Source organism: Periweissella ghanensis (genome assembly GCF_918814755.1).
GTDB lineage: Bacteria > Bacillota > Bacilli > Lactobacillales > Lactobacillaceae > Periweissella > Periweissella ghanensis.
On record NZ_CAKKNT010000008.1, the window covers coordinates 20,405 to 44,204 of the forward strand.

Here is a 23,800-nt window from a genome sequence, read left to right on the forward strand (position 1 = left end):
TATTTAATACAATCAATCAGGATTCTTAATACGAAGGATTTACTATGTTTAGACTTTTAACGACCTTTATTACGGTCTATGAGACCAAAAATTTCTCAAACGCTGCCCGTCAACTTTTTATTTCCCAACCAACTGTCAGTAATCATATTCAACAGCTTGAAAACCACTTTGATACGCAGCTCTTTATTCGTAACGGGCATAGTGAAGTTGTACCCACCGAAATTGCCCGACGCATCTATGATAAAGCGCTTAAAATCATGGCCGATTGGGAGGCAGTTGAGCAAGATGTCCGCACACACAGCGAGCCAAAAATCCCGTTTAAAATCGCGGTTTCGCATACAACCGGTGCCATTTACTTACCTAAAATATTACCCTTCATTTTAGCGCAGAATGCCAATTTTGATATTGAAATTCAAATGCACAATTCCGACCAAGTCCTAGAACTATTGAGCCAACATCAAATTGATATGGGGCTAATTGAAAAGCCCATTGTTAACAATAACGTCGCTAGTCATATTATGATGCATGATCAATTAGTCTTGGCTGGTGACTTGGGAAATAATTTATGGTTAGTCCGCGAAGCTGGTTCTGGCGTTTATCATTTCACGCAACAATACTTCAAGGCCAACCATTTACGGCCTGAAAAACAAGTTACGATTGCCAACAATGATATTATTGTGGCTCTCCTTGCAGCCGGTATTGGTAAGTCAATTGTTTCAATTAATGCCTTGCCAAAGAATATTCCCTATCAAGAACTTGATGAAACCTTCAATCGTAACTTCTATTTATTGACTAGTCGTGATCGTAAACATCCTTTAATTATGAATACGATTAATCAAATCGTTAGTGAATTTAGCTTGTGAACTACTCGTCCATGAATGAACGAGCTTCAATTTTTAATTGAAAACGTTTAGGCAATGCACTCTGACGAGTGGTTTCAGCATAGGAAATCGTTGGATATATCGCACTTGTTTTGCACGCTCAAAGTGATACGCACATATCCGTCCTCAAAGCCTTTCAAGACGACTAGGTTCTGTCTCGCCTATCTTAAAACTAGTTTATTGCAACCAGACTACTTGGCTTAATTGCTGGGTAGTCTTTTAATTTGATGTGTTTTTCTGGAGATAAGCCCCATGCCAAAATATTTTTAGCGGCATTTAAATCTCGTGAAATCATATTACCAGTGTATTTAGATACCCATTCACGGACTGTAACAGAATGCTTTTCTTCAAATTCAGTACCATATTCGACTTGTGATGTTTTGTAACTATCAACGCGAATCAACGTTTTACCAGTTTTATTAGCTCGCATTTCAATTAATTCCATGAGCCGATACGGTTTGATTTTTGCGAGTTTCCGGTTTAACCCCGTATTGGTTCGCTTTACCGCCCGCATTTCTTTACTATCTAGTTGTTCAACAACAACTAAATCGGTAGCTTGGAACAGCGCCCGTGCTAATTTTTTATAAGCTTCATCCAAGATGTTGGTCCGTTTAATATTTAAATATTTAATCTGCTGATTTAGCTTAATCAACTGTTGACTAGTGAGCTTCAACCAAATCATCTTATCGCGCTTGGATTTTAAAGTATTAATTTGGGTTTCTAAATAATCTGCTTGGTCTGCAATCGCAGTGGCAAGATAATGCGTTTGATCCGCTGAAGTATGAAAAATTTTATTATCTTTCATATTCCAATCAACGCCGATTTTGCTATTAGGTTGCTTACGCGTAACTTGTTCACGAATCACTAATTGTAATTCGTAGTGTCCATTGCCTTTTAGCTTTAATTTAGAAATCACAATCGTTTTATTAACAAGGTTTTTAATATTTTCAACAACTTGTAGTACCCCAAAATCTTGTATCTTAATACCGTGTCTTTCGCCCTTAAAGCAATAAATACCAAAAATTCGAAATCATCTCATGATGACTTCGAATTTTTTTGTGTTATTTAATTAACCGTGACTAGGCGCATATAAATTAAGTAAAATAACGCCACAAACGATCAAGGCCAATGCGACATAGACCTGCCACATAAAATGCGTATGATAGACAACGCGGTCTAATACCGTTAAAATCACAATGCCGACGGCTGACCAAATTGCATAGGCCACCCCTGTTGGAATCACTGTTAATGATTGTCCAAGCGAATAAAAACTGATGCAATAAAAGACGATAATTCCAAGTAATAATAACGGATTAAAGCCCGCATTCGTGGCATTAACCCGCAATAACGATGTTGCAATCAATTCCGAAACAATCGCCACTCCCAATGAAACATAGACCATAATAATACCTCATTATAAATTTATCTTTTAACGATAGCATATTTTAAATGGCTTAGATGCAATAATCTGTAAAGTTCTAGTATCATTTACTAAGCCAGTATACATAAAAAAGAAGTCTGCAAGGTTACCCCTACAGACTTCTTTTTATGGTTATTAGTTAGCTTTATAACTGTTAATAATTTCGTGGTGGGCTTGCCATGGGAATGCTTTAACCACCCCTAAGATTTGACTCTTTGGTACCAAGCCCCAATAACGACTATCATTTGATACGGAACGGTGATCACCCATTACATAGTAATAGCCTTGCGGAATGACGTTATTAGCATTAGCTTTAAAAGTCCATTTGTGAACTTCGGCTAATGACGTTAGCGTAAAGCCGGGGAATGATTGCCCTAACATATTAAGCGTCCCCGCATTTTGTTGATCTTTACTAATATAACTTTGTGAGAATTGCTTGTTGTTGATGAATAATTTACCATCGGCACTATAACGAATTGAATCACCTGGTAAACCAATAACCCGCTTAACATAATCAATGTTTTGACCGTTGGCTTGGGGATCAACTTCTTTAGCATCAAAAACAATTACCGTATCATGTTTGATTTGCGCTTTGTGCAATAATACCAATGATTGCCGGTTTTGTAAGTTTGGTTGCATTGATGTGCCATCAACTTTAACCACTGATAAAAAGTTATCTTTAACAAAGAAGGCGATGGCGACCCCTATAACAATTGGGATAACCCATTCAAATACCTTTTTTAATCCTTTCATCAATAAACTCCTTTATGACGATTTATTATACGCTTAGTAGCATTGTGCTTGTAAACGCGGTAGTACCTATATCATACCATATCCCATTCATAATACACGTAATCCACTTCAATATCTGGCGCTTACTTGCTAAAAATTAGGTATTTTATAAAAACCTTAGCAGCTTTTTACAACAAAAAAGACCTACTCATGGCAGGCCTAAGGAATGAAAACTTCAGTTAATTCTATGGAGTTATCAAAAACATACTTATTGACATCCTTATATTAGCACCTTATGAAAGCGGTTTCAATATATTTTTTTATAAAATGATAATTTCTACAAAATAAATTGACAACCTTCCCTTAACTTTTGTATGCTTTGAAGGATATCGGGGGACAATGTTATGTTTAATTTGGAAGACATCATCTTCTTTTGCGCACTCGGTTTAGGGATTTTCATTGGGCCACTACTCAACACAACGACAACGACTCGTAAATTATTTCCCTATCGTGGCGAAATTCTAGGCGTTATTGGCTGTATTTATTGGTTTGCAGCGCTATTTTTAACCGGTTTTAGTGACTATTTAGGCTACCCATCCGCAATTTTAGCAATGGCCGCTTCGATTATTAGTAATGAGCTGTATGGTGATCGCCGTTTTAAAAAATAAATCAATGCGTTAACACAATTTTACCTATATTCTGATTAGCCGCCATGTACTCAAGGGCGGCTTTTGTGTTAGCAAAATCAAAGGTACTATCAATAACTGGTTTCAAGTGACCATCCGCAAATAACAACGTGGTATCAGCCGTAAACGCTTGAACTAACTGGGCTTTGTAAGCATCACTACGCGGTGATAATAACGTCCCAATTAAGCTTAAACGTTTATCCGCAATTTGTCGTAAATCAAACTGCTCCACTTGACTACCACTCAAAGTACTAATTAAAATATATCTGCCATCAATGGCGGCACACTGTAAATTCTGATGAAAATACGCGGCGCCAATAAAATCTAAAATTACATCGGCTCCATGAGTATCAAATGCTAACACTGCGGCGGCAAAGTCAGTTGTTTGATAATCAATTACCAAATCAGCTCCGGCAGCATAACAAGCGGTGTGTTTCCGTGCACTAGCCGTCGCAATCACTTTGGCATGTTTTAAACTTTTAGCTAACTGAATAGCAGCTAACCCAACTCCACTAGAACCAGCGTGGATTAAAACCGTTTCACCTTCTTGCAAATTAGCTAACCAAATTAAAGCTTGGTAACCCGTTAAATAATTTTCGGCAATCGCGGCAGCTTCAACATAATTCATCGATGCTGGCATGATTAAAGCTTGATCGGCCGGCAGACAAACTTGTTGGGCATACCCGCCAGTCTGTACAATCCCATATACCCGGGTTCCAGGGATAAAGCGTGGGTCAGTGCTATGATTTTCTAAAACAATACCTGCAACCTCAACTCCTAAAATTAAATCATTGGCCCCCGTATTCAAACGGTGTAAATCTAAGCGATTGACCCCACTGGCGGCAATCTCAATTAATAAGTCGCCTGGTTTGGGCGTCGGCTGTGGTACTTGGATAATTCCATTACCATCCATCTTCAAACTACCTTTTGTTATTGCTTGCATAAACGGACTCCTTTGTTTAAAAAGACATTATCGCCAATAAGTTAGCACAATTATACGAAGAAACACATCAATATTCCTAAATTTGAGGATATCTTTACCATTCGCGGTGGCCTAACCCGTTTCGCTTTATCTTACATAAAGAAAGTGAAATAATGGACGTATATTAAAGGGGGAATAATATTATGAGTTATCAAGCAATCAATCCATTCGATGGAACAGTCATTAAAGAATTTCCATACGCTTCCACCCAAGAAGTTGAAGCAGCTTTAACCAATGGTCACGAATTCTACGTTGCCAGTAAATCACAAGCACCAACTGAACGTGAAAAACTATTAGCCGCGCTAGCTGATGAATTTGAAACTAATAGCGAATATTATGCTAAACTCCTCTCAACTAATATGGGAAAATTAATTAGTCAAGCTCGAAATGAAGTTAAGAGCAACGTCTTAATTGCCCGATACTATGCTAACCATGGAGCTGAATTCATTAAACCCAAGGATTTCCCTAGTGTTGATGTCAGTACGTCTTATGTTGAATATCAAGCGACAGGAATTGTTCTAGCCGTTGAACCATGGAACTTCCCATACACGCAAGTTATGCGCGTTGTGGCGCCAAACTTTGTCTTAGGGAATGCCGTTATTTTAAAACACGCCGGCATTGTCCCTGAATGTGCTCTTGCTTTTGAAGAAGCATGCCAAAAAGCTGGTTGGCCAACAGGCGCATTCAAAAACCTGTTCCTTGATTATGATCAAGTTGAAGATATCATTGCTGACCCCCGCGTCCAAGGAGTCGCTTTAACTGGTTCTGATGGTGCTGGGCGGACTGTTGCTGCCAATGCCGGTAAATACTTAAAACAATCAAGTATGGAACTAGGTGGTACCGATGTGTTTGTCGTATTAGCTGATGCTGAAATCAAGCGGGCCGTTAAAGAAGCTGCTCAAGCGCGGTTAACCAATGCCGGCCAAGTTTGTACCGCGGCTAAACGTTATCTAGTTGCCGCTGATATCTACGACGACTTCTTAGAACAACTGAAAGCGGAATTTGCAACTTACAAATTAGGTGATCCACTTGATGAAACAACTACCTTGGCACCCCTTTCTTCTAAGGACGCCCAAAAGAAACTCTACGAACAAACCCAACAAGTCATTGCGGGCGGGGCCAAAGTCTTGTATGGTGAATTAACCGACATCACGAAACCAGGTGCGGGGTTTGAACCAATGATTTTAACGGGGATGACCACTGATAACCCAATGTATGATACGGAACTATTTGGTCCGGTGGCACAAATTTATAAAGTTGCCGATGATGATGAAATCATTGCGTTAGCCAATAACTCACAACATGGGCTTGGTGGTGCGATTTATGCCACTGATATTGATCACGCTCGACGTTTAGCTAGTCAAATTGAAACTGGTCAAGTGTCAATCAACCGCCGGATGGCCTCACATAGTGAAGTCCCATTTGGGGGCATTAAAGAATCTGGCTATGGTCGTGAATTAAGCCATTACGGAATTGAAGTCTTTGCTAACATCAAAGCAATCACTTATAACGACTAATCATTGCTAACTACAACTATTTGTAAATTAAAAATCGGCTGAAGTACGCTTCAGCCGATTTTTCAATATCTAACAATTTTACTAATAAGGTGGTATCCAGATGCAACAACTATATTTTCAAACCATAATTTGGCAGCAAATTCCCTTCACCCTGATTGCAAATGATCATGCGCTAGTTTATATCAGCACCCAAAAAGATTTCCAAACGGAATTAACCACCCGTTATGGCTCAGTTCAATTAGCAGCAAAAGCCACGCCGATTATTAGTTTGGCAATTACGGAATTGAACAATTACTTTAAGCAGCCTAGCACCCCTTTCACCGTGCCACTGGAACCACTGGTCGCAACCTCATTTCAAAAACTAGTCTGGCAAGGCTTAACCACCATTCCAGTAGGAACAACCCTCTCATATCAACAACTTGCTCAACAGCTCAAACGCCCTTCAAGTACCCGAGCCGTAGCTAGTGCGGTAGCCAAAAACCCGTTCTTAATTATGGTACCTTGTCATCGGATTATTCGTAACGATGGCCAACTTGGTCAATATCGTAGTGGTTCCACGCTCAAGGCACAGTTACTGGCTCTTGAAACGTCTCAGACGAACCTTACTTAGCCATAATTTGATCAAGTTGGGCCATGTCAAGATACACGAAATAAATATCTTCGGGCATCATTTCTTCGGGGTCGGCTTTCACTACAACGAAGGCTTCAACAAATTGACTTGCTGCCAGTTGCTCAAGTTGTAAATGATCCCATAAAATGGCTTGTAAACTAGTTCGCGTTCCAAATAATGCTACCCGACTATCGGGTGCCATTAACCGTTTCAATTGGCTTAAATCAACTTTATTATCCGACGTACGGCTTGGCCACCCTGGTTGCTGTTTTGCTAATTGTATTTGTAATTCAGCCGCCGCTTGCGTGTAACCAAGATTGATTAAAGCGTAATCACAATTCTGTTGATCAGGAAAAATAGCTACAGCCTGATCATTATGTTTAATATGCTTTACGGGGATGCTCGTACTAAATTGGTAAAGATTACTAAAAAATTGGGTAATTTCATCATTTGTATCATACATAATGAAGAGACTCGTTTTTCCACCCAGAATTAATTGTGGTGCCCCGGAACCACAGTTTTCAGCGTATAACCGCACATCTTCCTGTAAACTATAAAACCGTACAAGTTCATCGATTACTGGTAATGGCACATAATTGGCCTGACCATTAAGGGCATCAGTAGCATCATTTATGTACGTATCATACCAATCATGCAAGACTGTAATTAAATCTTCAATCTCAGGTATCGCGTCAATTTGCTTAATACAATCAATAAAAAGGGCTTGGATTCCTGGATCATATTCATCGAGTTCATTAAAGAATTCGCAAATAGTTTCAAACAATGGTTCCACCGGAAATTCCTGTGCTAATTTTTTACTAATTTTGGTAATTAACGGAATCCCAGTACTTATATCCAATTCAGCATATTGTTCAAAGAACGTTGTAAATAACATTGGCGCTTGTGTCTTAGCGCTCGGTCCACTTACAAAATTGCGTAAGTATTGTTTAATGACCAATAACGACAAATTCATCTTAATGACATATTTACGTTGCATTGTCCGATCTTCTAAATATGCGGTATCAAATTGGCGATTAATGCGTTGATCAATCATCGATTATTCAATCCTCGTTCATTCTATTTGAAATTAGTTACTAACTTCAAATATGCTTATCTATCATCATACCATTATTCACTAAAATCAAAAAGACCATTAAAAAAGCAAAGGTTATGACCTTTGCTTTTTAGTTAATTACTTTTTAGAATGAACCTTGTGTTTCGTTATTAGTAAGGGCATGCGAAGTTGTAATATGGAAGGCTCCAAATTTATCAGTGGCTAACCCAAGGTATGCCGTTTTACGGGATACAAGCTTTCCAGTGTCATCTAAATCTAAGAGATTTTTTTCATGGCCATAGTTATTGGCCCCACCATCATTGTACATCATGCGGACAATATCAAAAGCTAAACCAAGTTTAGCAGTGGCCATGTTTGAGCCATACTTAGCAATAAGGTAAGGTACCTTGCCATCCAACGTATATGACATACATTCACCGTCGATATTGTACGTAGTAGCACGACTTGCCGTCGCCTTACCAAATTGGGCATTGGCTTTATTAAGCGCCGTTATATCATGTGGTTCCATTGCCTTTTCCTCATAGAGATAACCATCCCAGTTATCAGCGCTATAATTAGCGGCTACGGTAGCGGCTTGCGCTTGACTATCAGTAGTAACAGTTAATGGTATTTGACCGATTTGGGCGCGCACGGTATTAACCATGCCAGCAGCAAAGTTAGCCAAATCAAGTGCTTGGCTTGCCGTTAATTTGGTTGGATCAATTGACGTATTGACATCGGCTTGACTAGGCTTAAAGTAAAATGATTCCGGTACGTTCGTCACCCCATCACTAAAATTCCCCATCAAATCAAATACCGGGCTTTGGTCAAATGACGTATTTAAAAATTGAACTTTACCACCACTAACAATATCATTAAATTTTGAAATTGAAATTGACGTGCCACTTGGTTGAGTATAGGTCAAACTTGGTAATTGTGCAGTTAAGTTTAAACCAGCATTATGCAACACTTTGATGGCATTATTAACATCCCACTGCGTTGATTGGGGGTTAACTAAGACCCATTTCCCATAGCTGATTTCATTTTGCAGCACTTTAAATGAATATGGTGTGTATTTTTGCGCTTGATAACCAGTTGAGTAACCTAGTTGGGTCCGCAATGGCGTTAACGATACTAAGTTAAGCCCTGCATTGTGCAATTGCCAAATGATATTGTTGACATCATTTTGGGTTGCCTTAGGATTATTGTAAATTGCTCGTCCTTGGGTCAATACATTTTGTAAATTGGCATAGGATGCTTTAGTGAAGTTCGCAGGTCCATATGAACTTGACCACCCCATTTGTTGTTGTAAACCACTCTTGTTGACGCCAACTTGACGTTGCATATTATTAATCGCACGTTGAAGCGTGTTTGCGCTTTGGTTAACTTGCCATTGATTGGCATTCCATTGACGATTAACTTGTTGAGCCGACTGCAAAGCACTTTGGAGTTGATTGAACGTGGTTGCCGTCCAATATTGACTATGGAATTGTTGCGCTTTACTAATCAAGCTATTCAACAACCATTTATTGGAAGTTGCCGCATAGACTTTATTGGATGCATCGTGTTCATTGGTTACAAAAATACTACCAGTCCCAATTGACAACACCGTTGCGGACATAATTGTTGCTTGTAAAATTCTTTTTTTTATCATTTTATCTTACAGCCTCGTAACTTTATAGAATTATAGGTTTATATTATACTATTTTGCACCCTATATGTATATTGATGTGATATTTAGTAAAATCATACTAGTGTTTAACTATCCTTATACAGCATAACAATTTGACATTAACTAAAAATAAAAGTGGGGCTGTAATAAACAACCCCACTTTTATTTTTACACTTTATCTGCCTGCTCCGTTTTTTCGGCTTTTTCATTGCGTAACGTTTTAACGGCATTCGCAATCCCTGCATCATTATTAAATTTATTGAAGTCCCCGGCGACTTCGTCAATAATGGCGGTTAAATAACGATCAAGAATGCGTAAGCCACTCTTGAAGACATACACATTTTCACCATGTAAAATCCGCGAACGCATGTTATAAAGTTCATTTACGTTTTCTTCAATGGTTGATAAGTCTTCTAATTCCGCATGCGTTTGATGATTTTCTAGCAGCATTACAATCCCATGGACTAGTTGATTACCAATCCCCTCGCGAACTTCGCGGGGGGGTTGTTCAAGCATCGCTTCCATCCCAGCAATCAACAAGGTTACCTTCTGTTGATTATCGGTATCTAAATAAGCCGCAGCTTGTTTACCAAGGGCCGTCCGCAAATTAACCTCACTTTTAGTCAATGGAATCCGATTAGTAATTTTTTTGCTAATTAATTTAATGGATTTTAATAAGCCGTCAGTTTGCGTAATAATTTTGATAAAGTCTTTGTAACTCAACGTCATTTGTTGGGGCTGGTCGACGCGGTGATAGCCATCATCATGTCCAATAGCTAGGGCATACAAATGTTGAATTTCAGTAATTGTATTGACCTGAAATAAATAACTACTCTGGCGAATATTACCCGTTTTAATTGTTAGATAATTTAAGATAATTTGGGCGGCACTTTTAGCAATCGTAATTGCTTCTTTAAGATAAAAGGCCGACACTTGAATTTTAATAACCGGTAATTGGAGTGATTCATCAAAGAATTCTTTTTCCGTCTTTTGAATATTGAATTCTTCACACAAAGTATTAAAATTTTCACGCCATTCTGCATTTGTAATAAATTCAAGTGCTCCCACTTTCAAACGTTTAGTGATTTCAATTCCACTAATTGGTAAGTAAACATCATAAATACTGTACTTACGATTTAAAATCCACCCCTCTAGCACCGTGGCCATATCGGCGGGAGTCTCGATGCCAGTATAATGATCTTCCCATGAATTAAGAATAAACCGTGCTAAAGCATCTTCATTAAAAAAATCATCGGTTTCATTTTCCTTTAAATGGCGAATGCTTAACAAAACAGCTTGCAACAATTCTCTGTTATAGTGTCTAACACCACGTGTACTTTGCTTATTTGAGTCATCAATTAGCGCATACAAAGTCTGATATAATTCTGTCTCTTCCATGTAGTTCCCCCCCCAACATCTATTTTACTACTATGAGTTTAATATTTATTTGCTATAATCTCAAAAGATAACTACTAAAATTCAAATATCAATTAGGAGATCTTATGTTAACCCTCCACGTGTACTTTATTTTTCTCTTGGGTGCTTTTGTTCGCGCCTTTTTTGGATTTGGTGAAGCTTTAATCACCACGCCCCTCTTATTAGTCGTTACCTACAATATTCATAACGGAATTGCCATTATTGGTATTATGGGTTTGTTGCTTGCCTTGCCTGGGGCGATTCGTAATTTTAAAGCCATTGATTTTTCGTTACTGGTGAAACTTTTCACAGGTGCTGCGATTGGGGTGCCATTAGGTTTATTATTCCTAAAATATGGCAGTCTAAGTACCCTAAAATTTTTCACGGGAACTTTTTTAATTGGCTACGCGATTGTAAATTTGATTGGGTTACGTCCAACTACGAAGCCGTTTAATTTCCCCAAAATTTTAGTCGGCTTTATTTCTGGTTTCTTAGGCGGAGCGATTAATACTCATGGAGCCCCCGTCGCCATTTATGGTAATCTAGCTAAATGGTCTTTTAGTTACACCCGAGCCAACTTACAAACCTATTTTGCCGTGGTCGGTTTTTTCATTGTCATCGGTCAAGGCGTGAGTGGCTTTTGGAATTGGACGGTATTAACAACTTTAGCCTGGTTAACTCCCGGATTTATTCTCATTATAATTTTGGTTGAGGGGCTATTAACTAAACTCAAACCAACACAATTCAATAAATTTCTATATGCGTTTTTACTTTTATCCGGTGTCCTTTTATTTGTATAATTCCTAAAAAAACAGGTTTGAATTCAGCTGAATTCAAACCTGTTTTTGGTTAATTTGATATATACAAAAAGCTATTTTTATAGATTTTATTTCGTTACATATTTTTTGAAAAATGTCCTTTTAAATCCATTGTTGCATATAACAACAATAAACATTTGGTCCCTTAAATATTAATCAAAAAATTCAACAAAACGTCCGTCCCAGATTTTTTCATAAAATTTAACCGTCGTTGGCGCACTCATAAATTCATTATCATATGTAGTTGTCAAATTATGTTTCATCAAAACATCATAGCCGAGACCATGGGCCATTTTGATTGTTGTATCAATACAGTATTCGGTTTGTGCCCCACAAATTTCAATTTCATCAACGTCATGAGCTATTAAAATATCTTGTAAATTGGTCTTGTAAAAAGCATTGGCATGGGTTTTTTGAACATAATAGTCAGCGTTACTTGTATCAATCGTTGATAAAATCTCCCAAGCGTTACTTTGGGCTAATAAATTTTCATCATTATGTTGAACAAAAATAATCGGCTTACCAAGTTCCCAATATTTCTCAATACGTGTATTAACAGCGTTAACTAATGACGTTAAATTGTTAATTTCTTGTGGCTGGCTTGGATCAAAACAGACCCCATTTTGTAAATCAATAATGATTAATGCATCTGCTAACATGCTAATTCTCCTATAAATTGTTAAATCATTCACTAATTAAATCAGTATAAATATACGCTTATTTGACTTTAAATACTAGTCTTAATTTTATTGTATTTTATCACTTTTTGGGCAAAAAAATAACAATTCGTAAGGTTACGAATTGCTATTAACGTTTAAATTAACGTTGCATTTTTTATTATGATCACCTGACATTGATTGTAATTGGAAGCAATTTCCGTTTACGTTCTAGTCTAGTGGATGTACACCGTAATTACCGTAAAAATTCCAAAGAAGATTCCGGGAATGTTGGAAATAATTACCGGCCAGTCTTTTTTTGTTTTTAGCCAACCATAGCTAGTCCACAAACTAGCATTAATGGCTGCTACCAATGGTTGAACTGGCGATACTGGATGACCAGTAAAATTAGCAATAATTTGTGGAATATATGATACATACATGGCAATACACATAATTGTTGCCAATCGACTGATTAATTTTAAAAAGCGCTGTCGATCGATATCCATTGTATTTTCTGCTTGGGCTTCGGTTATATTGTTAGCATTATTCATGTTCTTAAAACTCCTTTATCAACAAACCAAATGATTTCATTTGATTTAACGCGTCATTCGTTTCTCATCACTCACATATGCCTAAATTGTTCTCGATAATAAAAAATGTAATTAAACCTCCTAAATTATTAGGTTATTTAATTATTGTGTTATTGTAACATAAATTAAACTTGAACACAAAAAGCACGAAACCTTAGTCATAGCTGACTCTGATTTCGTGCTTTAAATTGTACTATTTATTACTTACTAACCATGCTTCTCGATTAGCATAGATTGTGGGTAAATATGGGGCCACCCCGAACGATTCAAAAGCATGCGGTAACCCTTGGTAAACATGTAGTTCACAATTGACACCCGCGTGCTGCAGATTATCAGCAAACTGTTGATCTTCTTCAGCAAAGATATCACAATCCCCCACTTCAATGTATGTTGGTGGGAAAATTGTATAGTCTTGTGTGTGCATCGGTACAACGGAACTTGGTAACTGCACATCCCCCAAGTGGTCTTTTAATAAGCTTCGCCAGCCGAGGGCATTCATTTGGGGTGTCCAAGTTACCAAACCCGTCAAGGCCGGTTGTTCCGTAATCGTGGCATCATCTAACATTGGATAGATTAACATTAACTGGGCTAACGGCCAATGGTTAGCAGCCGCCAAGGGAACCATACCCGTAGCTAGACAACCACCGGCACTAACGCCGACTAATTGAATTTTATGAATATCAATCCCGATTTCGGCTTGATGTTCAATGACCCATGCCAAACCGGCCAATGTATCCGTTACCAAATCGTCAACTGTATGATTAGCTGGTGCCAAGCGATAATCCAATGATAAGAGCGGCGAGTTTGCTAAACTAGCATAATCTCGGGCCGCTTGATCATCCGCATTTACCGTGCCACTAATTAATCCGCCGCCATGAATATACAAAACTAATGGTTGTAAATCATGGTTGCGTCCGTGAGGCCAATAAAGCCGCGAGACTAATTGATGCCCATCACGAGCTTGGTACATCACATCTTGAACATCAAATTGACGTTGCGGTACTGGATAACGCTTAATTTTCGGTCCAAGTTGTTGGAGTAAATGATCACGTTGAGCAATGGTTGGCTGGTCTTGGGCGTCAAGTAACGGTAATAATTTTAAAATTTCAGGTTTCCCCGCTAATAAATCCGGATTTAAACTTGGCATGCTTTCCTCACTTTAATGCGCTAATAAAATATTACGGAACTTGGCAAATGCGTCATCATCACTACTAAAAATCCCATCCGCAGTGGTCCGTTCATCAACCATCCAACTTGCAATATCATGATTATTAAATAAACTAGCTAACGCAACTTGCCGGGTCGCACTATCAACGCGCGCTAATAATGCATAATCTTCATACGCCCGTGCTAAGGCCAGTAAGCGTAACGAACTGCCTAAACGCCCATTTTCTAATGGATACGCTAAGCCCATATCACCGACTGGAAAGAAATTAGGATTGTAATTGATATCATGTTGCGCATCACTTGCCCAGCAATTAAATGCCCATCGTAACATGCCGCCAACCTTAAGTTCACTAGCTAAAGCCCCTAATAAGCGGGTTTCACCTAACGGGCTAGCTAAAAAACTATTGGGCCGATTAGGCATGTTGCACACATAATATTCTTGTTGGGGATGTTCCGTTCCATCCATAGTTTGCGTAGTTGCATATAATGACGTCACTGGATAATCGACTACATCACGTAAAGCTTCCAAAACTTCAAGATTATTAAAAGCCACTTTTAGCGGTAATCGAACTTCCGCACCAACTTGGGCTTGTAAAATGGCACATGAAGCTTTGAACCGCTCTAAATCAGCGGCTTTCGGTTCATCGGCCATGATGCGAACCTTATGCCAGAGCCCGTGCTCAATAAAATATTGCAGTACTTGGCCGACATAAGCCCTAATATCTGCGTCATCATCCAAGAAACCATAAACACTTGCATTTTCATCATAATAGCGAATGACAATTTTTTCCGGATAATCGCTCTTTGGCACTGCCGTATAGAATGGCAAATCCCAGAGACCAAGCAAACCAAACATATCGTATTCAGTATCAATACCGTGACGAGCAAAGGTATCAAGATATCGTTGCACGGTTGTAAAATCTGTTACGACTTTTCCATCAACTTTACGAACATCAACCGTATTGGTTTCATAGAGATCTGCTGGCTTAGATTTAATGAATGAAGCTCCCCAACCTTTCCATGGATCATCACTAACAATTAAGGTCACCGCATCTTGGCCAATTTCAGCAAGCATGGCTGCCATTTGATCAATTAATTGAAAATGGGCTTCACTCCATAAACCAACTTTAAACTGCTTGGCCAGATTGGCCGGTTGTTGCCAAATATCAACATGTAAATTAGCTTGATCGGCTTTGATGGGATTAGCAACCACATGAATCACCAATTGGCGATCATCAACGAGCGTTTCCGCTTGTCCGGGTAAACCAGAATACACTTGGATATTGACACTTCGTTCACCGACTTCAAGGCCCGTGGTCGGAATGGTAATTAAGACCGGGGCATCCAACGGTCCTGGATAACTCAAAAATTCATCTTCAACAATTTTATCGGCATATGCAACGGCATGGTTATCTTGATAATAGTCAACTAAATTTACATTAACATCTAATTGGCTTTCAACCCGAACCCGATAAACCGGCGTCGATAAATCAGGGCCAAAGCGATAATTAGTACCAATATTAATCCATTTCGTATGATCATCATGGAGCATTACTTGAAACGCTGCCACACTATTTTGCATGACCGTTAATTCAGTAATTGCGGCATTACTAGCACTATGATTGAGACTACTTGCTTTATAACTTTCACTGACAATATTAATTTCCAACCAACTATACCCCCAATTTTTAATTATGCAACTGGTGCATGGTGCACATCATCAGTCGCTTGTTTGCTTGCTGCAAAGCGTGGATCTTCTGGAATTGAATATAGCATTACGATTCCTAAAGCACAAATAATTGCTAGCCCGATAAAGAATGCATACCAACCGCCAATCTTTAATAAGAATGGTGCTAATAATGGAATCAAAACCCCTTGTAAGTTGTTAGCTGATGTCATTAACCCATAATCCTTACCCGCATCATCTTTATTAGGTAAAACGCGTAAAACAAGTGAGGCATCGGCTGAGTTAAAGAGACCAAAACCAGTTGCAAGGAAAATCCCACCGACAATAATTACTGGAATCCCAGTAGCGGTCATGTAAAGCATTAAACCAATAATCATTGAAATGGCTCCAGCTAAAATTAATGGGCGTTGCCGTTTAATTTTATCACTTAAGAATCCACCTGCTAAACTCATCCCCGCGGCAAAAACTAAGCCCGCAATATTTACAATCGCTACTACTTGACCCGCATGGTTTCCTGAAAAACCAAATTTACGTGCTAACATAATTGGTAAATACGTTCCGGCTCCGTAACCCATCAAAATAAAAATTTTGAGGAAAAAGGCTTTTGTGTAATTAGGGTATTTACGTGGACTTGGGAAAATACTGCCTAACATGTGCCCAAAGCTTTGTTTAGGACCTTGAGGTTTCTTAATGGCAGGTGTGTCTTTAATCATTAAAGAAGTAATAATTGGACCTGCTAAACCAAATAATGTCAAAATAATCCAAAGTAAAATCGGAAACTTAACATTTAAAGCCCCGGCCAATACATTCCCAATCAACACTCCTAATGGTTGCGCTAAACCAATCAATCCTGAAAAACTAGCTCGTTTTTCTTCAGGAACTTGATCAGGAACCAAACTTGAAAATGAAGCCCCAGCAATGTTATAGAAGAATTGGACAATCATCCAACCAGCAATTAAAACACCAATGCTCTTACTAAAGCCCATCATGAGCATTCCAACAGCACCGACAACAGCACCAATAATTAACCATACGCGCCGTTTACCCAACATTAAGTGCGTATGATCACCCAACGCTCCCCCAAGTGGTGGTGCAATAATCGCAAAGAAGGTCCCAATTCCAACCGCAAATCCATACGTATTGGTGTAGTTTTTTGGATCCAAATTGATAACTTTAACACTTAGCAATACTAAGGCGGGCGTTAACAAAGCAACTGATAGCATCGTGAACCCAATTAATATTGCCGCTACTAAACGTTTGTAACTCGTTTTTTCATTAGTCATTTTAAATTCCCCCTACTTAGGTGTAATTTGTTGATTGGCTTGATCAATCCACGCTTGGATGGTGTGCTCATTAATTGCCCCAGCACTAAAACTCGCCAAAGCGCGAATTGGTAAATCGTTTAACATTGCTAAAACGGTCGCTTGATCAAAGCCAGCCGAACTCCCCTCATCACTCGTTGGATCCATTCCAAAGGCCTTGGCTAGCCCATTAATAATTTGCATGCCAATGGCTTTAGTTGCTTCGTTGGCCAATAATTGGCCAATCGTTGTATGAATATTAACTGGCAAGGCTGGTGCAGCGACCACTGGTAAATCTACTGTTGCTCGTAGACGTAAATCCGTTGCACTCGCAGCCATAATAACCGTTTGCGGCCCACCAGTGTATTGCCAAGCATGCGCATCAATATCATAATGGGCTAACTCAGTAAACGGAATTTCAACTTGCACCGTGGTCTGTTCACCTGGTTGTAGCGCAACTTTAGCAAACTGTTTTAATTCTTTTGGTGGACAACTAACTTGATTGCTATCATCACTAACATAGAACTGCACACTTTCTTTACCAGCCACATGCCCCGTATTTTGAACAGTTGCCGTTATCTGCAGGCAATCGTTAGTTGGGGTCACGGTTAAATCATGATAGGCAAACGTTGTATAACTTAACCCGTGGCCAAAAGCAAATAACGGTGGAATTGCTTTGGCATCATAGTACCGATAGCCAACATATAAACCTTCACCGTAGTAAACATCATTGATACTGCCCGGAAAGTTAAGATAACTTGGCGTATCACTAAGTTTTTGTGGGAAAGTTTCGGCAAGTTTACCACTGGGATTAATTTTTCCAGTCAAAATATCGGGGATGACTTGCCCAATTGCTTGACCTGGTAAGTAAGCTTCAATAATGGCCGCCACGTCATCAACCCAGGGCATCGTTACTGGGGCGCCGTTATTTAATACCACAATCACATGGTCATTAACGGCACTCACCGCACTAATTAGTCGATTTTGTTGTGATGGTAAGTCAAGGTCTTTACGGTCAAAACCTTCTGACTCATATTTATCTGGTAATCCAGCAAAAACTACTACTTTACGATGGACCTTGGCCGCAGCTACCGCCTCAGCAATTAATTGTTCATCTGGCGTATCATCCATGTGGTAACCAGTTAAAAACTGGGACTTAGCTTCATTAAAGGTGGTCGCTAAGGTTGGCTTAATTAAGGTTAAATATTTCGCATTAATATGTGAACTGCCCCCGCCTTGAAACCGTGGTTGATCAAGCATCGCCCCAATAAAGGCCACTGATTCATCTTTATCAATTGGTAAAACTGCATCTTCATTTTTTAATAAAACACTCGTTTCACTGGCAATTTCATAAGCGGCTTGCGCTTGTTGAGCCAAATCAATTGGTACTGGCGTTTTTGGTTGTAATTCGGCTTTTTCTACCAAACGTAAAATTGGGACAATGGCCGCATCTAATTGGGCTTCCGTCAAAGTACCTTCAGCTAAGGCGCGCTTAACAATCGCTGGTGTTACCGCTTGATTCCCTGGCATTTCAATATTTAAACCAGCTTTGAGACTGGCAATAATATCATCAACTGCGGTCCAATCAGAAATGACCGCTCCTTGATAACCCCAGTCTTTGTGTAAAATATCTAATAACACGTGACTATTTGACGCATACTCACCATTAACGCGATTATAAGCCGTCATTACGGTCCATGGTTTGGCAGTCGTAATGGCCTTTTTAAAGCCGGCTAAGTAGATTTCATGCATTGTGCGTTCATCTACGTGAACATTGACATTCATCCGACGGGTTTCTTGATTATTTAATGCAAAGTGTTTAATCGAAGCCCCCACGTGATGGGCTTGTAAGCCATTGATGTAGGCCGTTGCTAATTCACCGACTAAATATGGATCTTCAGCATAATATTCAAAATTCCGGCCGCCTAATGGCGAACGCTTAATATTAACCGCCGGCCCTAAGACCACATTGACATGGTGAGCTGCGGCTTCGCGACCAATTACATCCCCCGTTTTACTAAGTAACTCGCGATTCCATGTACTTGCAAGGGCACTCCCCGTTGGTAACGCCGTTGCTGGGGCACTCCCATTAAAGCCTAAATTATCTCCTGTTTGGCCATCTTCATTAACTTGCAAGCGTAAGCCATGTGGTCCATCAGACATTAAAATACTTTTAACATCTGCGGCTGGAACCCCCACCGTGTGCCATGTATCAAGCCCAGTAATAATACGAATCTTATCGTCAATCGTTAGTTTTTTTAAATCTGCCATATTGTTCCCCCTTTTCAATTGTAAGCGCTTACTATACGGTAAAAATATTATATAATCAGTTTATACTAATCAATTGTACAAAAGATGACATTTTTAACTTAAATAAACCATAATAATTCTTAGGGGGAATTATCTTTTGCAACAAACTATTTTAACTAAAGTTATAATCCTAAGTTCCGTCCTCAAATTTACATATCAATTTACAACGATACTTCCTGGCAATATTAGGATTCACTTGTCAGCTGAACAACTTAAAGTGCTTACTGCGCCATTGCATGCAGATCAATTTATCGGTATCGCGCTGATTAGTGATCAAGCCTTAACGTTTTGTGTCCATGGTCACGTATTTTTAACGTTGAAAGTACCTTTCTCAAAACAAGAAATCACCCCAACTCGGCGGCAAGATACGCTGCATTTCTATCGTAATCTCATTGAGGAATGCTATCAAAAAGAATTCTCTCAACTAACAGTGATTGATATCTCATCTCGTACTGGAATTAATGCCTTATCGGCCGTCCAATTACCATTTAACGCCGCCTCAAGTCGTGCCCTTTATAGTACGTTAACGACTAGTATCCGTAAACGCGATAAACCGGCATGTCTACGCATTATTAGATTAATTACGGAATCTAATCGTGATTTTAATAACCAACAATTAGCTGATTTACCAGTTAACACGACACTCAATAATTTTCTAACCGTTTCGTTAATTACCATCCTTACGCAAGTGGCTATTTTAGCTGATGTCGATGCCACTGCCATGTATCGTTTAAGTGATTCCTATCTCGAGGTACTAGCGAAAACTAATATTTATCGGTATGATTTCATAACAGAATTTCTGGCTGATATCTTTAATTTACCAAATACCACCTCAACGCACCAGATTAGCCTTCTAAAACACTACGTGCAAAAACATATCTTCACTAAATTAACGGTGATTGAATTAGCTTCCGCACTAGATATTTCAACCGTTCAATTACGGCGCATTATGAAAGAGCATTTAAATATCACGCCCCTGGAATATATTAATGAGCAAAAAATTGCCATGGGCCGGTATCTATTACTAACCCGCCCCGACTTACAAATTCTCGAAATTGCCGATATGCTATGCTTTTACGATTCTAGCCATTTTATCAAAGAGTTTTTACATTTTAGTGGGATGGCCCCGAAACAATTCCAACAAATCATCAATGCGTAACATTAATAACCACAAAAAAAGACTCGAATTTAATTCGAGTCTTTTCAATATTACATTGCTTAGTGCATGTCACGTGAATGACGTGGTCCGCCGGCTGAAGTGTTTTCAAAAGCAGCCCGGTTATAGTCAGCAAGTGATTTTTTGTCTAAGCGTGTGAAGAAAAACCAGTTGGGAATAGCATTGGTAAAGGCGACAAAAATAGTTGAGAGAAAGCGTAAAAATACATTCATATTCAGAGCCTCATTTCCTAATTAAATACTAACTTTATGTTGTATGAATAATACACCTTACACCATATAAATACAATCTTTTTTCTCCTTTTTTGTAAGTTTTTCTTATGCTAGCCTTAATGTTCTTCATAAGCTTTTAAATTGAATTTATTAATTAAACTCCTATAATTGGATATATAATATGTGTTATCTATAGGAGGAAGCTTTATGTGTACTGCAATTAAATTAACCGCCACCAATGGTGATATCTTTTTCGGTCGTACGATGGATTTAGCGTTACCAATGTTTGGTGAAGATGCTGGCATGGTTCTACCTGGTAAAATTATCAATATTCCGGCCAACGTTGAAGTACCTAGTCAATTCCGCAATTGGCAAGCTAAGTACGCAATGGTGGGGATGGCCGCTGACCAATCTGCATTCATCTATGATGGCATCAACGAACACGGTTTAGCTGGTGATACCCAAGTATTAATGGAATGTACTTGGAAAGACGAAGCTGACTTTGAAGGGACGGATTTAACCCCTGTCCTAGGTGAAGAATTTGTTGGTTACATTTTAACTAACTACCAATCCGTTGCTGATATTAAAGCCAATATTAGCCAATTAGCGCTAATTAAATACGCCCTCGATTACCAAGGCCAATCAATTAACTACCCACTTCACTATGTCTTCACTGACCCAACTGGGGCGGGGGTTGTCCTAGAAGCCGTTCACAATGGTGAATTTAAGGTCTATGACTTCGCCGATGTGATGACAAACAGTCCTGAATACGATTACCACTTAAACAATATCCGTAACTATATCGGGATGACAAACATCGATCACCCCGATGACCGTCAAATCAACGATAAAACCTTACACCCGATTGAAGGTGGTACTGGTTACGGACTCTTTGGGATTCCTGGTGATTACACTTCACCATCACGGTTTGTTCGGAGCTTCATCTACTCAAACTTAATGGATAAATTTGATACCCAAGATGGAATTGCCCAATTATACGCTGCTTTCCGTCCAGTTATCATTCCACGTGGTCTTGAACACAAAACACCAACTACCCAATTATCTGACTTCACACGTTACTGGGCTGGTTACGATTTAACTAACAAGACCCTTTACGTGCAATCAGGCCGTGCGCTTGCCTTTACTAGCAAGACCCTTGACCCTACACTTGATCACATCACTTACGAAGAAATTGATTTAACTAATCACGTTCACAGTTTAAACTAAAAAAATACCAGCTGCGGCTGGTATTTTTTTTACATATTAATTTTTAACTTTTAAGTTAGCTTTAATGGCTGCTGTCAATTTTGCAATCAAGGCAGCATCCGTAACGCCAGTTACATCTTTAATCACGTCAACTAATGGTGTTGTGGCCAACTTAGCTTGTAATTCAACAGCTTGTTGATCATTTTCATCTTGGTACGTGAAGATTTTACCAACTGTCGCGATTAACGTATCACATGGTAAGTCACGTTCGCTCAATTCACGAATTGGGCGAATAAAGCGTTCATCATAGCCGAGCTTTCGAATTGGGGTCCGACCAACGCGGGTAATCTTATCAATAATGTATGGGTTAGCAAAACGTTCGCAAATCGTATTATGATAGGCAACTAAATCGGCTTCAGTAAAATCAAACTTAGCTAACAACAATGCTCGAATTTCAGCTTGAACATCGCGTAAAGTGGCCATAATAGTTTCATCTGTAAGGGCTTCGGTAATGGTGGTGTAACCAGCAGCTGCCCCATTATAGGCAACCGTTGCATGCCCCGTGTTAACTGAAAATAACTTACGTTCGATAAATGGTTCCAAATCACTGGCGTAGTGGACCCCATCAATTTTAAGAGCTGCATTCTTCATTTGACTTTCATCAACCACCCATTCACAGAATGGTTCAACAATGACATGTAATGGATCAACATTCGATTGGTTAGGGACAATTCGATCAACTGCGGCATTGGGGAAACCAACATATTGGTCAACATACGCCAAATCAGCTTCATCCAAGTGTTCTTTAACCTTACTTAAGAAGAATTGACTACCACCAATCATGTTTTCACACGCAATGACATCTAATGGTGTGGTGCTGTTAGCCACATGCCGAGCATGAATTCCTTGTGCTAATAATTCAGCGATAAATGGTAAGATATTGGGGCCAATGGCCGTCGTAACCACATCAGCATCGGCAATCGCTGCAATGACTGCTTCAGGGTTCTTGGCATTGTTGATACCACGAACATTGTCAACATGAATTGCTTCATGGGCATCAGATGCTAATTCGATATCATATTCTTTTTGGGCATTAAGGGCATCGATGATAGTTTCGTTCACATCAACAAAGGAAATTGCAAAATCATTTTGGTGTAAAATTTCACCAATAAAACCACGCCCAATATTACCAGCTCCAAAGTGTACAGCTTGTTTCATGTTTATTTTCTCCTTAAGCTTCAACAGCTTCTAATAAGTTAACGATTTCATCAACTGAAGTGGCATCGGCCAATTTGACCACATTGTCAACATCGGCACAAAAGATTGAGATTTTTTGAATTAACTCCAAGTGTTCATTCCCAACACCGGCAATTCCAAAAAGAATTGTCGCAATTTTCTCGGTATCATCAGCGGATCCAAAACTAACGCCACGGGGGACTTGCACAATCGTAATCCCGGTCTTTTTAACATCACGTTTAGCTTCATCCGTACCGTGGGGGATTGCAATGAAATTCCCCATGTAAACTGATAACTCCTCATTACGCTTAATCATTGCTGGCACATAGTCGGCGGTTACATAACCCCCTTCAACTAATAAGTTGCCACAATACCGAATCGCATCTTCTTTGTTATCAAAGTATTGATTCAATTTAACGAGCTCTTTTTGAATTTGCATTTGCACATCTCCTGTTCTATTATTTTGC

23 protein-coding genes are annotated in these 23,800 nt (G+C 39.1%); 7 read left to right on the forward strand and 16 right to left on the reverse strand.

Annotated elements, in window-relative coordinates; all coding sequences use genetic code 11:
* Positions 1-44 precede the first annotated feature (44 nt).
* Positions 45-863: a LysR family transcriptional regulator gene (locus LQZ76_RS04005; protein ID WP_230098478.1), complete on the forward strand. Its 819-nt coding sequence runs from the start codon at positions 45-47 to the stop codon at positions 861-863.
* Positions 864-1,053: 190 nt separating this feature from the next.
* Here the strand turns inward: LQZ76_RS04005 and LQZ76_RS04010 are convergent, their stop codons facing one another.
* The 3 genes from LQZ76_RS04010 to lepB form a co-directional block, all read right to left on the reverse strand.
* Complete coding sequence (locus tag LQZ76_RS04010; RefSeq protein WP_230098479.1) at positions 1,054-1,797, reverse strand: transposase; 744 nt, start codon at positions 1,795-1,797, stop codon at positions 1,054-1,056.
* Positions 1,798-1,950: 153 nt separating this feature from the next.
* The gene (locus tag LQZ76_RS04015) at positions 1,951-2,283 is read right to left on the reverse strand and encodes a DMT family transporter (RefSeq protein ID WP_230098480.1); all 333 of its coding nucleotides are present in this window, start codon (positions 2,281-2,283) and stop codon (positions 1,951-1,953) included.
* A 153-nt stretch (positions 2,284-2,436) separates the two neighbouring features.
* The gene (gene lepB / locus LQZ76_RS04020) at positions 2,437-3,054 is read right to left on the reverse strand and encodes a signal peptidase I (protein WP_230098481.1); all 618 of its coding nucleotides are present in this window, start codon (positions 3,052-3,054) and stop codon (positions 2,437-2,439) included.
* A gap of 383 nt (positions 3,055-3,437) precedes the next feature.
* Between lepB and LQZ76_RS04025 the strand changes: the two genes are divergently transcribed.
* Complete coding sequence (locus LQZ76_RS04025) at positions 3,438-3,701, forward strand: hypothetical protein (RefSeq protein WP_230098482.1); 264 nt, start codon at positions 3,438-3,440, stop codon at positions 3,699-3,701.
* Position 3,702: 1 nt separating this feature from the next.
* Here LQZ76_RS04025 and LQZ76_RS04030 read toward each other — a convergent pair whose 3' ends face one another.
* Positions 3,703-4,662, reverse strand: coding sequence for an NAD(P)H-quinone oxidoreductase (locus tag LQZ76_RS04030; RefSeq protein ID WP_230098483.1), 960 nt, complete (start codon positions 4,660-4,662; stop codon positions 3,703-3,705).
* Positions 4,663-4,844: 182 nt separating this feature from the next.
* Between LQZ76_RS04030 and LQZ76_RS04035 the strand changes: the two genes are divergently transcribed.
* Positions 4,845-6,218, forward strand: a complete 1,374-nt coding sequence (locus LQZ76_RS04035) for an NAD-dependent succinate-semialdehyde dehydrogenase (RefSeq protein ID WP_230098484.1) — start codon at positions 4,845-4,847, stop codon at positions 6,216-6,218.
* Between the two features lie 100 nt (positions 6,219-6,318).
* Positions 6,319-6,828 (forward strand): methylated-DNA--[protein]-cysteine S-methyltransferase, encoded by a 510-nt coding sequence (locus LQZ76_RS04040; RefSeq protein WP_230098485.1) that lies wholly within the window; start codon positions 6,319-6,321, stop codon positions 6,826-6,828.
* Here the strand turns inward: LQZ76_RS04040 and LQZ76_RS04045 are convergent.
* The 3 genes from LQZ76_RS04045 to LQZ76_RS04055 all read right to left on the reverse strand — a co-directional run bounded on the left by LQZ76_RS04045 (position 6,821) and on the right by LQZ76_RS04055 (position 10,952).
* Entirely contained in the window at positions 6,821-7,882 is a 1,062-nt protein-coding gene (locus LQZ76_RS04045) for a hypothetical protein (RefSeq protein ID WP_230098486.1), read from the reverse strand. The two genes, LQZ76_RS04040 and LQZ76_RS04045, sit on opposite strands and share 8 nt — an antisense overlap.
* Before the next feature lie 145 nt (positions 7,883-8,027).
* Positions 8,028-9,536, reverse strand: coding sequence for an SEC10/PgrA surface exclusion domain-containing protein (locus tag LQZ76_RS04050; RefSeq protein ID WP_230098487.1), 1,509 nt, complete (start codon positions 9,534-9,536; stop codon positions 8,028-8,030).
* A gap of 186 nt (positions 9,537-9,722) precedes the next feature.
* The gene (locus LQZ76_RS04055; protein WP_230098488.1) at positions 9,723-10,952 is read right to left on the reverse strand and encodes a hypothetical protein; all 1,230 of its coding nucleotides are present in this window, start codon (positions 10,950-10,952) and stop codon (positions 9,723-9,725) included.
* Positions 10,953-11,056: 104 nt separating this feature from the next.
* Here LQZ76_RS04055 and LQZ76_RS04060 point away from each other — a divergent pair, with 104 nt between their 5' ends.
* Entirely contained in the window at positions 11,057-11,770 is a 714-nt protein-coding gene (locus LQZ76_RS04060; protein ID WP_230098489.1) for a sulfite exporter TauE/SafE family protein, read from the forward strand.
* 170 nt (positions 11,771-11,940) lie between these two features.
* Here LQZ76_RS04060 and LQZ76_RS04065 read toward each other — a convergent pair whose 3' ends face one another.
* The 6 genes from LQZ76_RS04065 to LQZ76_RS04090 form a co-directional block, all read right to left on the reverse strand.
* Positions 11,941-12,453 carry a cysteine hydrolase family protein gene (locus tag LQZ76_RS04065; RefSeq protein WP_230098516.1) on the reverse strand — a complete coding sequence of 171 codons (513 nt, stop codon included), beginning with the start codon at positions 12,451-12,453 and terminating at the stop codon, positions 11,941-11,943.
* Positions 12,454-12,680: 227 nt separating this feature from the next.
* Positions 12,681-12,953, reverse strand: coding sequence for an SWEET family sugar transporter (locus tag LQZ76_RS04070; protein ID WP_230098517.1), 273 nt, complete (start codon positions 12,951-12,953; stop codon positions 12,681-12,683).
* A gap of 277 nt (positions 12,954-13,230) precedes the next feature.
* The gene (locus LQZ76_RS04075; protein WP_230098490.1) at positions 13,231-14,184 is read right to left on the reverse strand and encodes an alpha/beta hydrolase; all 954 of its coding nucleotides are present in this window, start codon (positions 14,182-14,184) and stop codon (positions 13,231-13,233) included.
* A 12-nt stretch (positions 14,185-14,196) separates the two neighbouring features.
* On the reverse strand, positions 14,197-15,873 hold the full coding sequence (locus tag LQZ76_RS04080; RefSeq protein ID WP_230098491.1) for a DUF4091 domain-containing protein: 1,677 nt from the start codon (positions 15,871-15,873) through the stop codon (positions 14,197-14,199).
* Between the two features lie 23 nt (positions 15,874-15,896).
* A complete protein-coding gene (locus LQZ76_RS04085) occupies positions 15,897-17,174 on the reverse strand; it encodes an MFS transporter (protein WP_230098492.1) in 1,278 nt (425 codons plus the stop codon).
* A 12-nt stretch (positions 17,175-17,186) separates the two neighbouring features.
* A complete protein-coding gene (locus tag LQZ76_RS04090) occupies positions 17,187-19,463 on the reverse strand; it encodes a beta-glucosidase (RefSeq protein ID WP_230098493.1) in 2,277 nt (758 codons plus the stop codon).
* Positions 19,464-19,698: 235 nt separating this feature from the next.
* Between LQZ76_RS04090 and LQZ76_RS04095 the strand changes: the two genes are divergently transcribed.
* A complete protein-coding gene (locus LQZ76_RS04095; RefSeq protein WP_230098494.1) occupies positions 19,699-20,661 on the forward strand; it encodes a helix-turn-helix domain-containing protein in 963 nt (320 codons plus the stop codon).
* Positions 20,662-20,720: 59 nt separating this feature from the next.
* Here the strand turns inward: LQZ76_RS04095 and LQZ76_RS04100 are convergent, their stop codons facing one another.
* Positions 20,721-20,891 carry a hypothetical protein gene (locus LQZ76_RS04100; protein WP_168721453.1) on the reverse strand — a complete coding sequence of 57 codons (171 nt, stop codon included), beginning with the start codon at positions 20,889-20,891 and terminating at the stop codon, positions 20,721-20,723.
* Positions 20,892-21,098: 207 nt separating this feature from the next.
* On the opposite strand from LQZ76_RS04100, the gene LQZ76_RS04105 reads away from it, so the two are divergent.
* Positions 21,099-22,118, forward strand: coding sequence for a linear amide C-N hydrolase (locus LQZ76_RS04105; protein WP_230098495.1), 1,020 nt, complete (start codon positions 21,099-21,101; stop codon positions 22,116-22,118).
* Between the two features lie 36 nt (positions 22,119-22,154).
* Here LQZ76_RS04105 and LQZ76_RS04110 read toward each other — a convergent pair whose 3' ends face one another.
* Positions 22,155-23,315 carry a mannitol-1-phosphate 5-dehydrogenase gene (locus LQZ76_RS04110; protein WP_230098496.1) on the reverse strand — a complete coding sequence of 387 codons (1,161 nt, stop codon included), beginning with the start codon at positions 23,313-23,315 and terminating at the stop codon, positions 22,155-22,157.
* Positions 23,316-23,328: 13 nt separating this feature from the next.
* A complete protein-coding gene (locus tag LQZ76_RS04115; protein ID WP_230098497.1) occupies positions 23,329-23,772 on the reverse strand; it encodes a PTS mannitol transporter subunit IIA in 444 nt (147 codons plus the stop codon).
* Positions 23,773-23,800: the final 28 nt, after the last annotated feature.

What these genes read in the sequence shown, in the direction of transcription:
- LQZ76_RS04060 (WP_230098489.1), top strand. Translation starts at nt 11,057, where the DNA reads ATGTTAACCCTCCACGTGTACTTTATTTTTCTCTTGGGTGCTTTTGTT.
- LQZ76_RS04090 (WP_230098493.1), bottom strand. Translation starts at nt 19,463, where the DNA reads ATGGCAGATTTAAAAAAACTAACGATTGACGATAAGATTCGTATTATT.
- LQZ76_RS04115 (WP_230098497.1), bottom strand. Translation starts at nt 23,772, where the DNA reads ATGCAAATTCAAAAAGAGCTCGTTAAATTGAATCAATACTTTGATAAC.
- LQZ76_RS04085 (WP_230098492.1), bottom strand. Translation starts at nt 17,174, where the DNA reads ATGACTAATGAAAAAACGAGTTACAAACGTTTAGTAGCGGCAATATTA.
- LQZ76_RS04005 (WP_230098478.1), top strand. Translation starts at nt 45, where the DNA reads ATGTTTAGACTTTTAACGACCTTTATTACGGTCTATGAGACCAAAAAT.
- LQZ76_RS04040 (WP_230098485.1), top strand. Translation starts at nt 6,319, where the DNA reads ATGCAACAACTATATTTTCAAACCATAATTTGGCAGCAAATTCCCTTC.
- LQZ76_RS04105 (WP_230098495.1), top strand. Translation starts at nt 21,099, where the DNA reads ATGTGTACTGCAATTAAATTAACCGCCACCAATGGTGATATCTTTTTC.
- LQZ76_RS04100 (WP_168721453.1), bottom strand. Translation starts at nt 20,891, where the DNA reads ATGAATGTATTTTTACGCTTTCTCTCAACTATTTTTGTCGCCTTTACC.
- LQZ76_RS04070 (WP_230098517.1), bottom strand. Translation starts at nt 12,953, where the DNA reads ATGGATATCGATCGACAGCGCTTTTTAAAATTAATCAGTCGATTGGCA.
- LQZ76_RS04015 (WP_230098480.1), bottom strand. Translation starts at nt 2,283, where the DNA reads ATGGTCTATGTTTCATTGGGAGTGGCGATTGTTTCGGAATTGATTGCA.
- lepB (WP_230098481.1), bottom strand. Translation starts at nt 3,054, where the DNA reads ATGAAAGGATTAAAAAAGGTATTTGAATGGGTTATCCCAATTGTTATA.
- LQZ76_RS04075 (WP_230098490.1), bottom strand. Translation starts at nt 14,184, where the DNA reads ATGCCAAGTTTAAATCCGGATTTATTAGCGGGGAAACCTGAAATTTTA.
- LQZ76_RS04050 (WP_230098487.1), bottom strand. Translation starts at nt 9,536, where the DNA reads ATGATAAAAAAAAGAATTTTACAAGCAACAATTATGTCCGCAACGGTG.
- LQZ76_RS04110 (WP_230098496.1), bottom strand. Translation starts at nt 23,315, where the DNA reads ATGAAACAAGCTGTACACTTTGGAGCTGGTAATATTGGGCGTGGTTTT.
- LQZ76_RS04055 (WP_230098488.1), bottom strand. Translation starts at nt 10,952, where the DNA reads ATGGAAGAGACAGAATTATATCAGACTTTGTATGCGCTAATTGATGAC.
- LQZ76_RS04035 (WP_230098484.1), top strand. Translation starts at nt 4,845, where the DNA reads ATGAGTTATCAAGCAATCAATCCATTCGATGGAACAGTCATTAAAGAA.
- LQZ76_RS04025 (WP_230098482.1), top strand. Translation starts at nt 3,438, where the DNA reads ATGTTTAATTTGGAAGACATCATCTTCTTTTGCGCACTCGGTTTAGGG.
- LQZ76_RS04045 (WP_230098486.1), bottom strand. Translation starts at nt 7,882, where the DNA reads ATGATTGATCAACGCATTAATCGCCAATTTGATACCGCATATTTAGAA.
- LQZ76_RS04030 (WP_230098483.1), bottom strand. Translation starts at nt 4,662, where the DNA reads ATGCAAGCAATAACAAAAGGTAGTTTGAAGATGGATGGTAATGGAATT.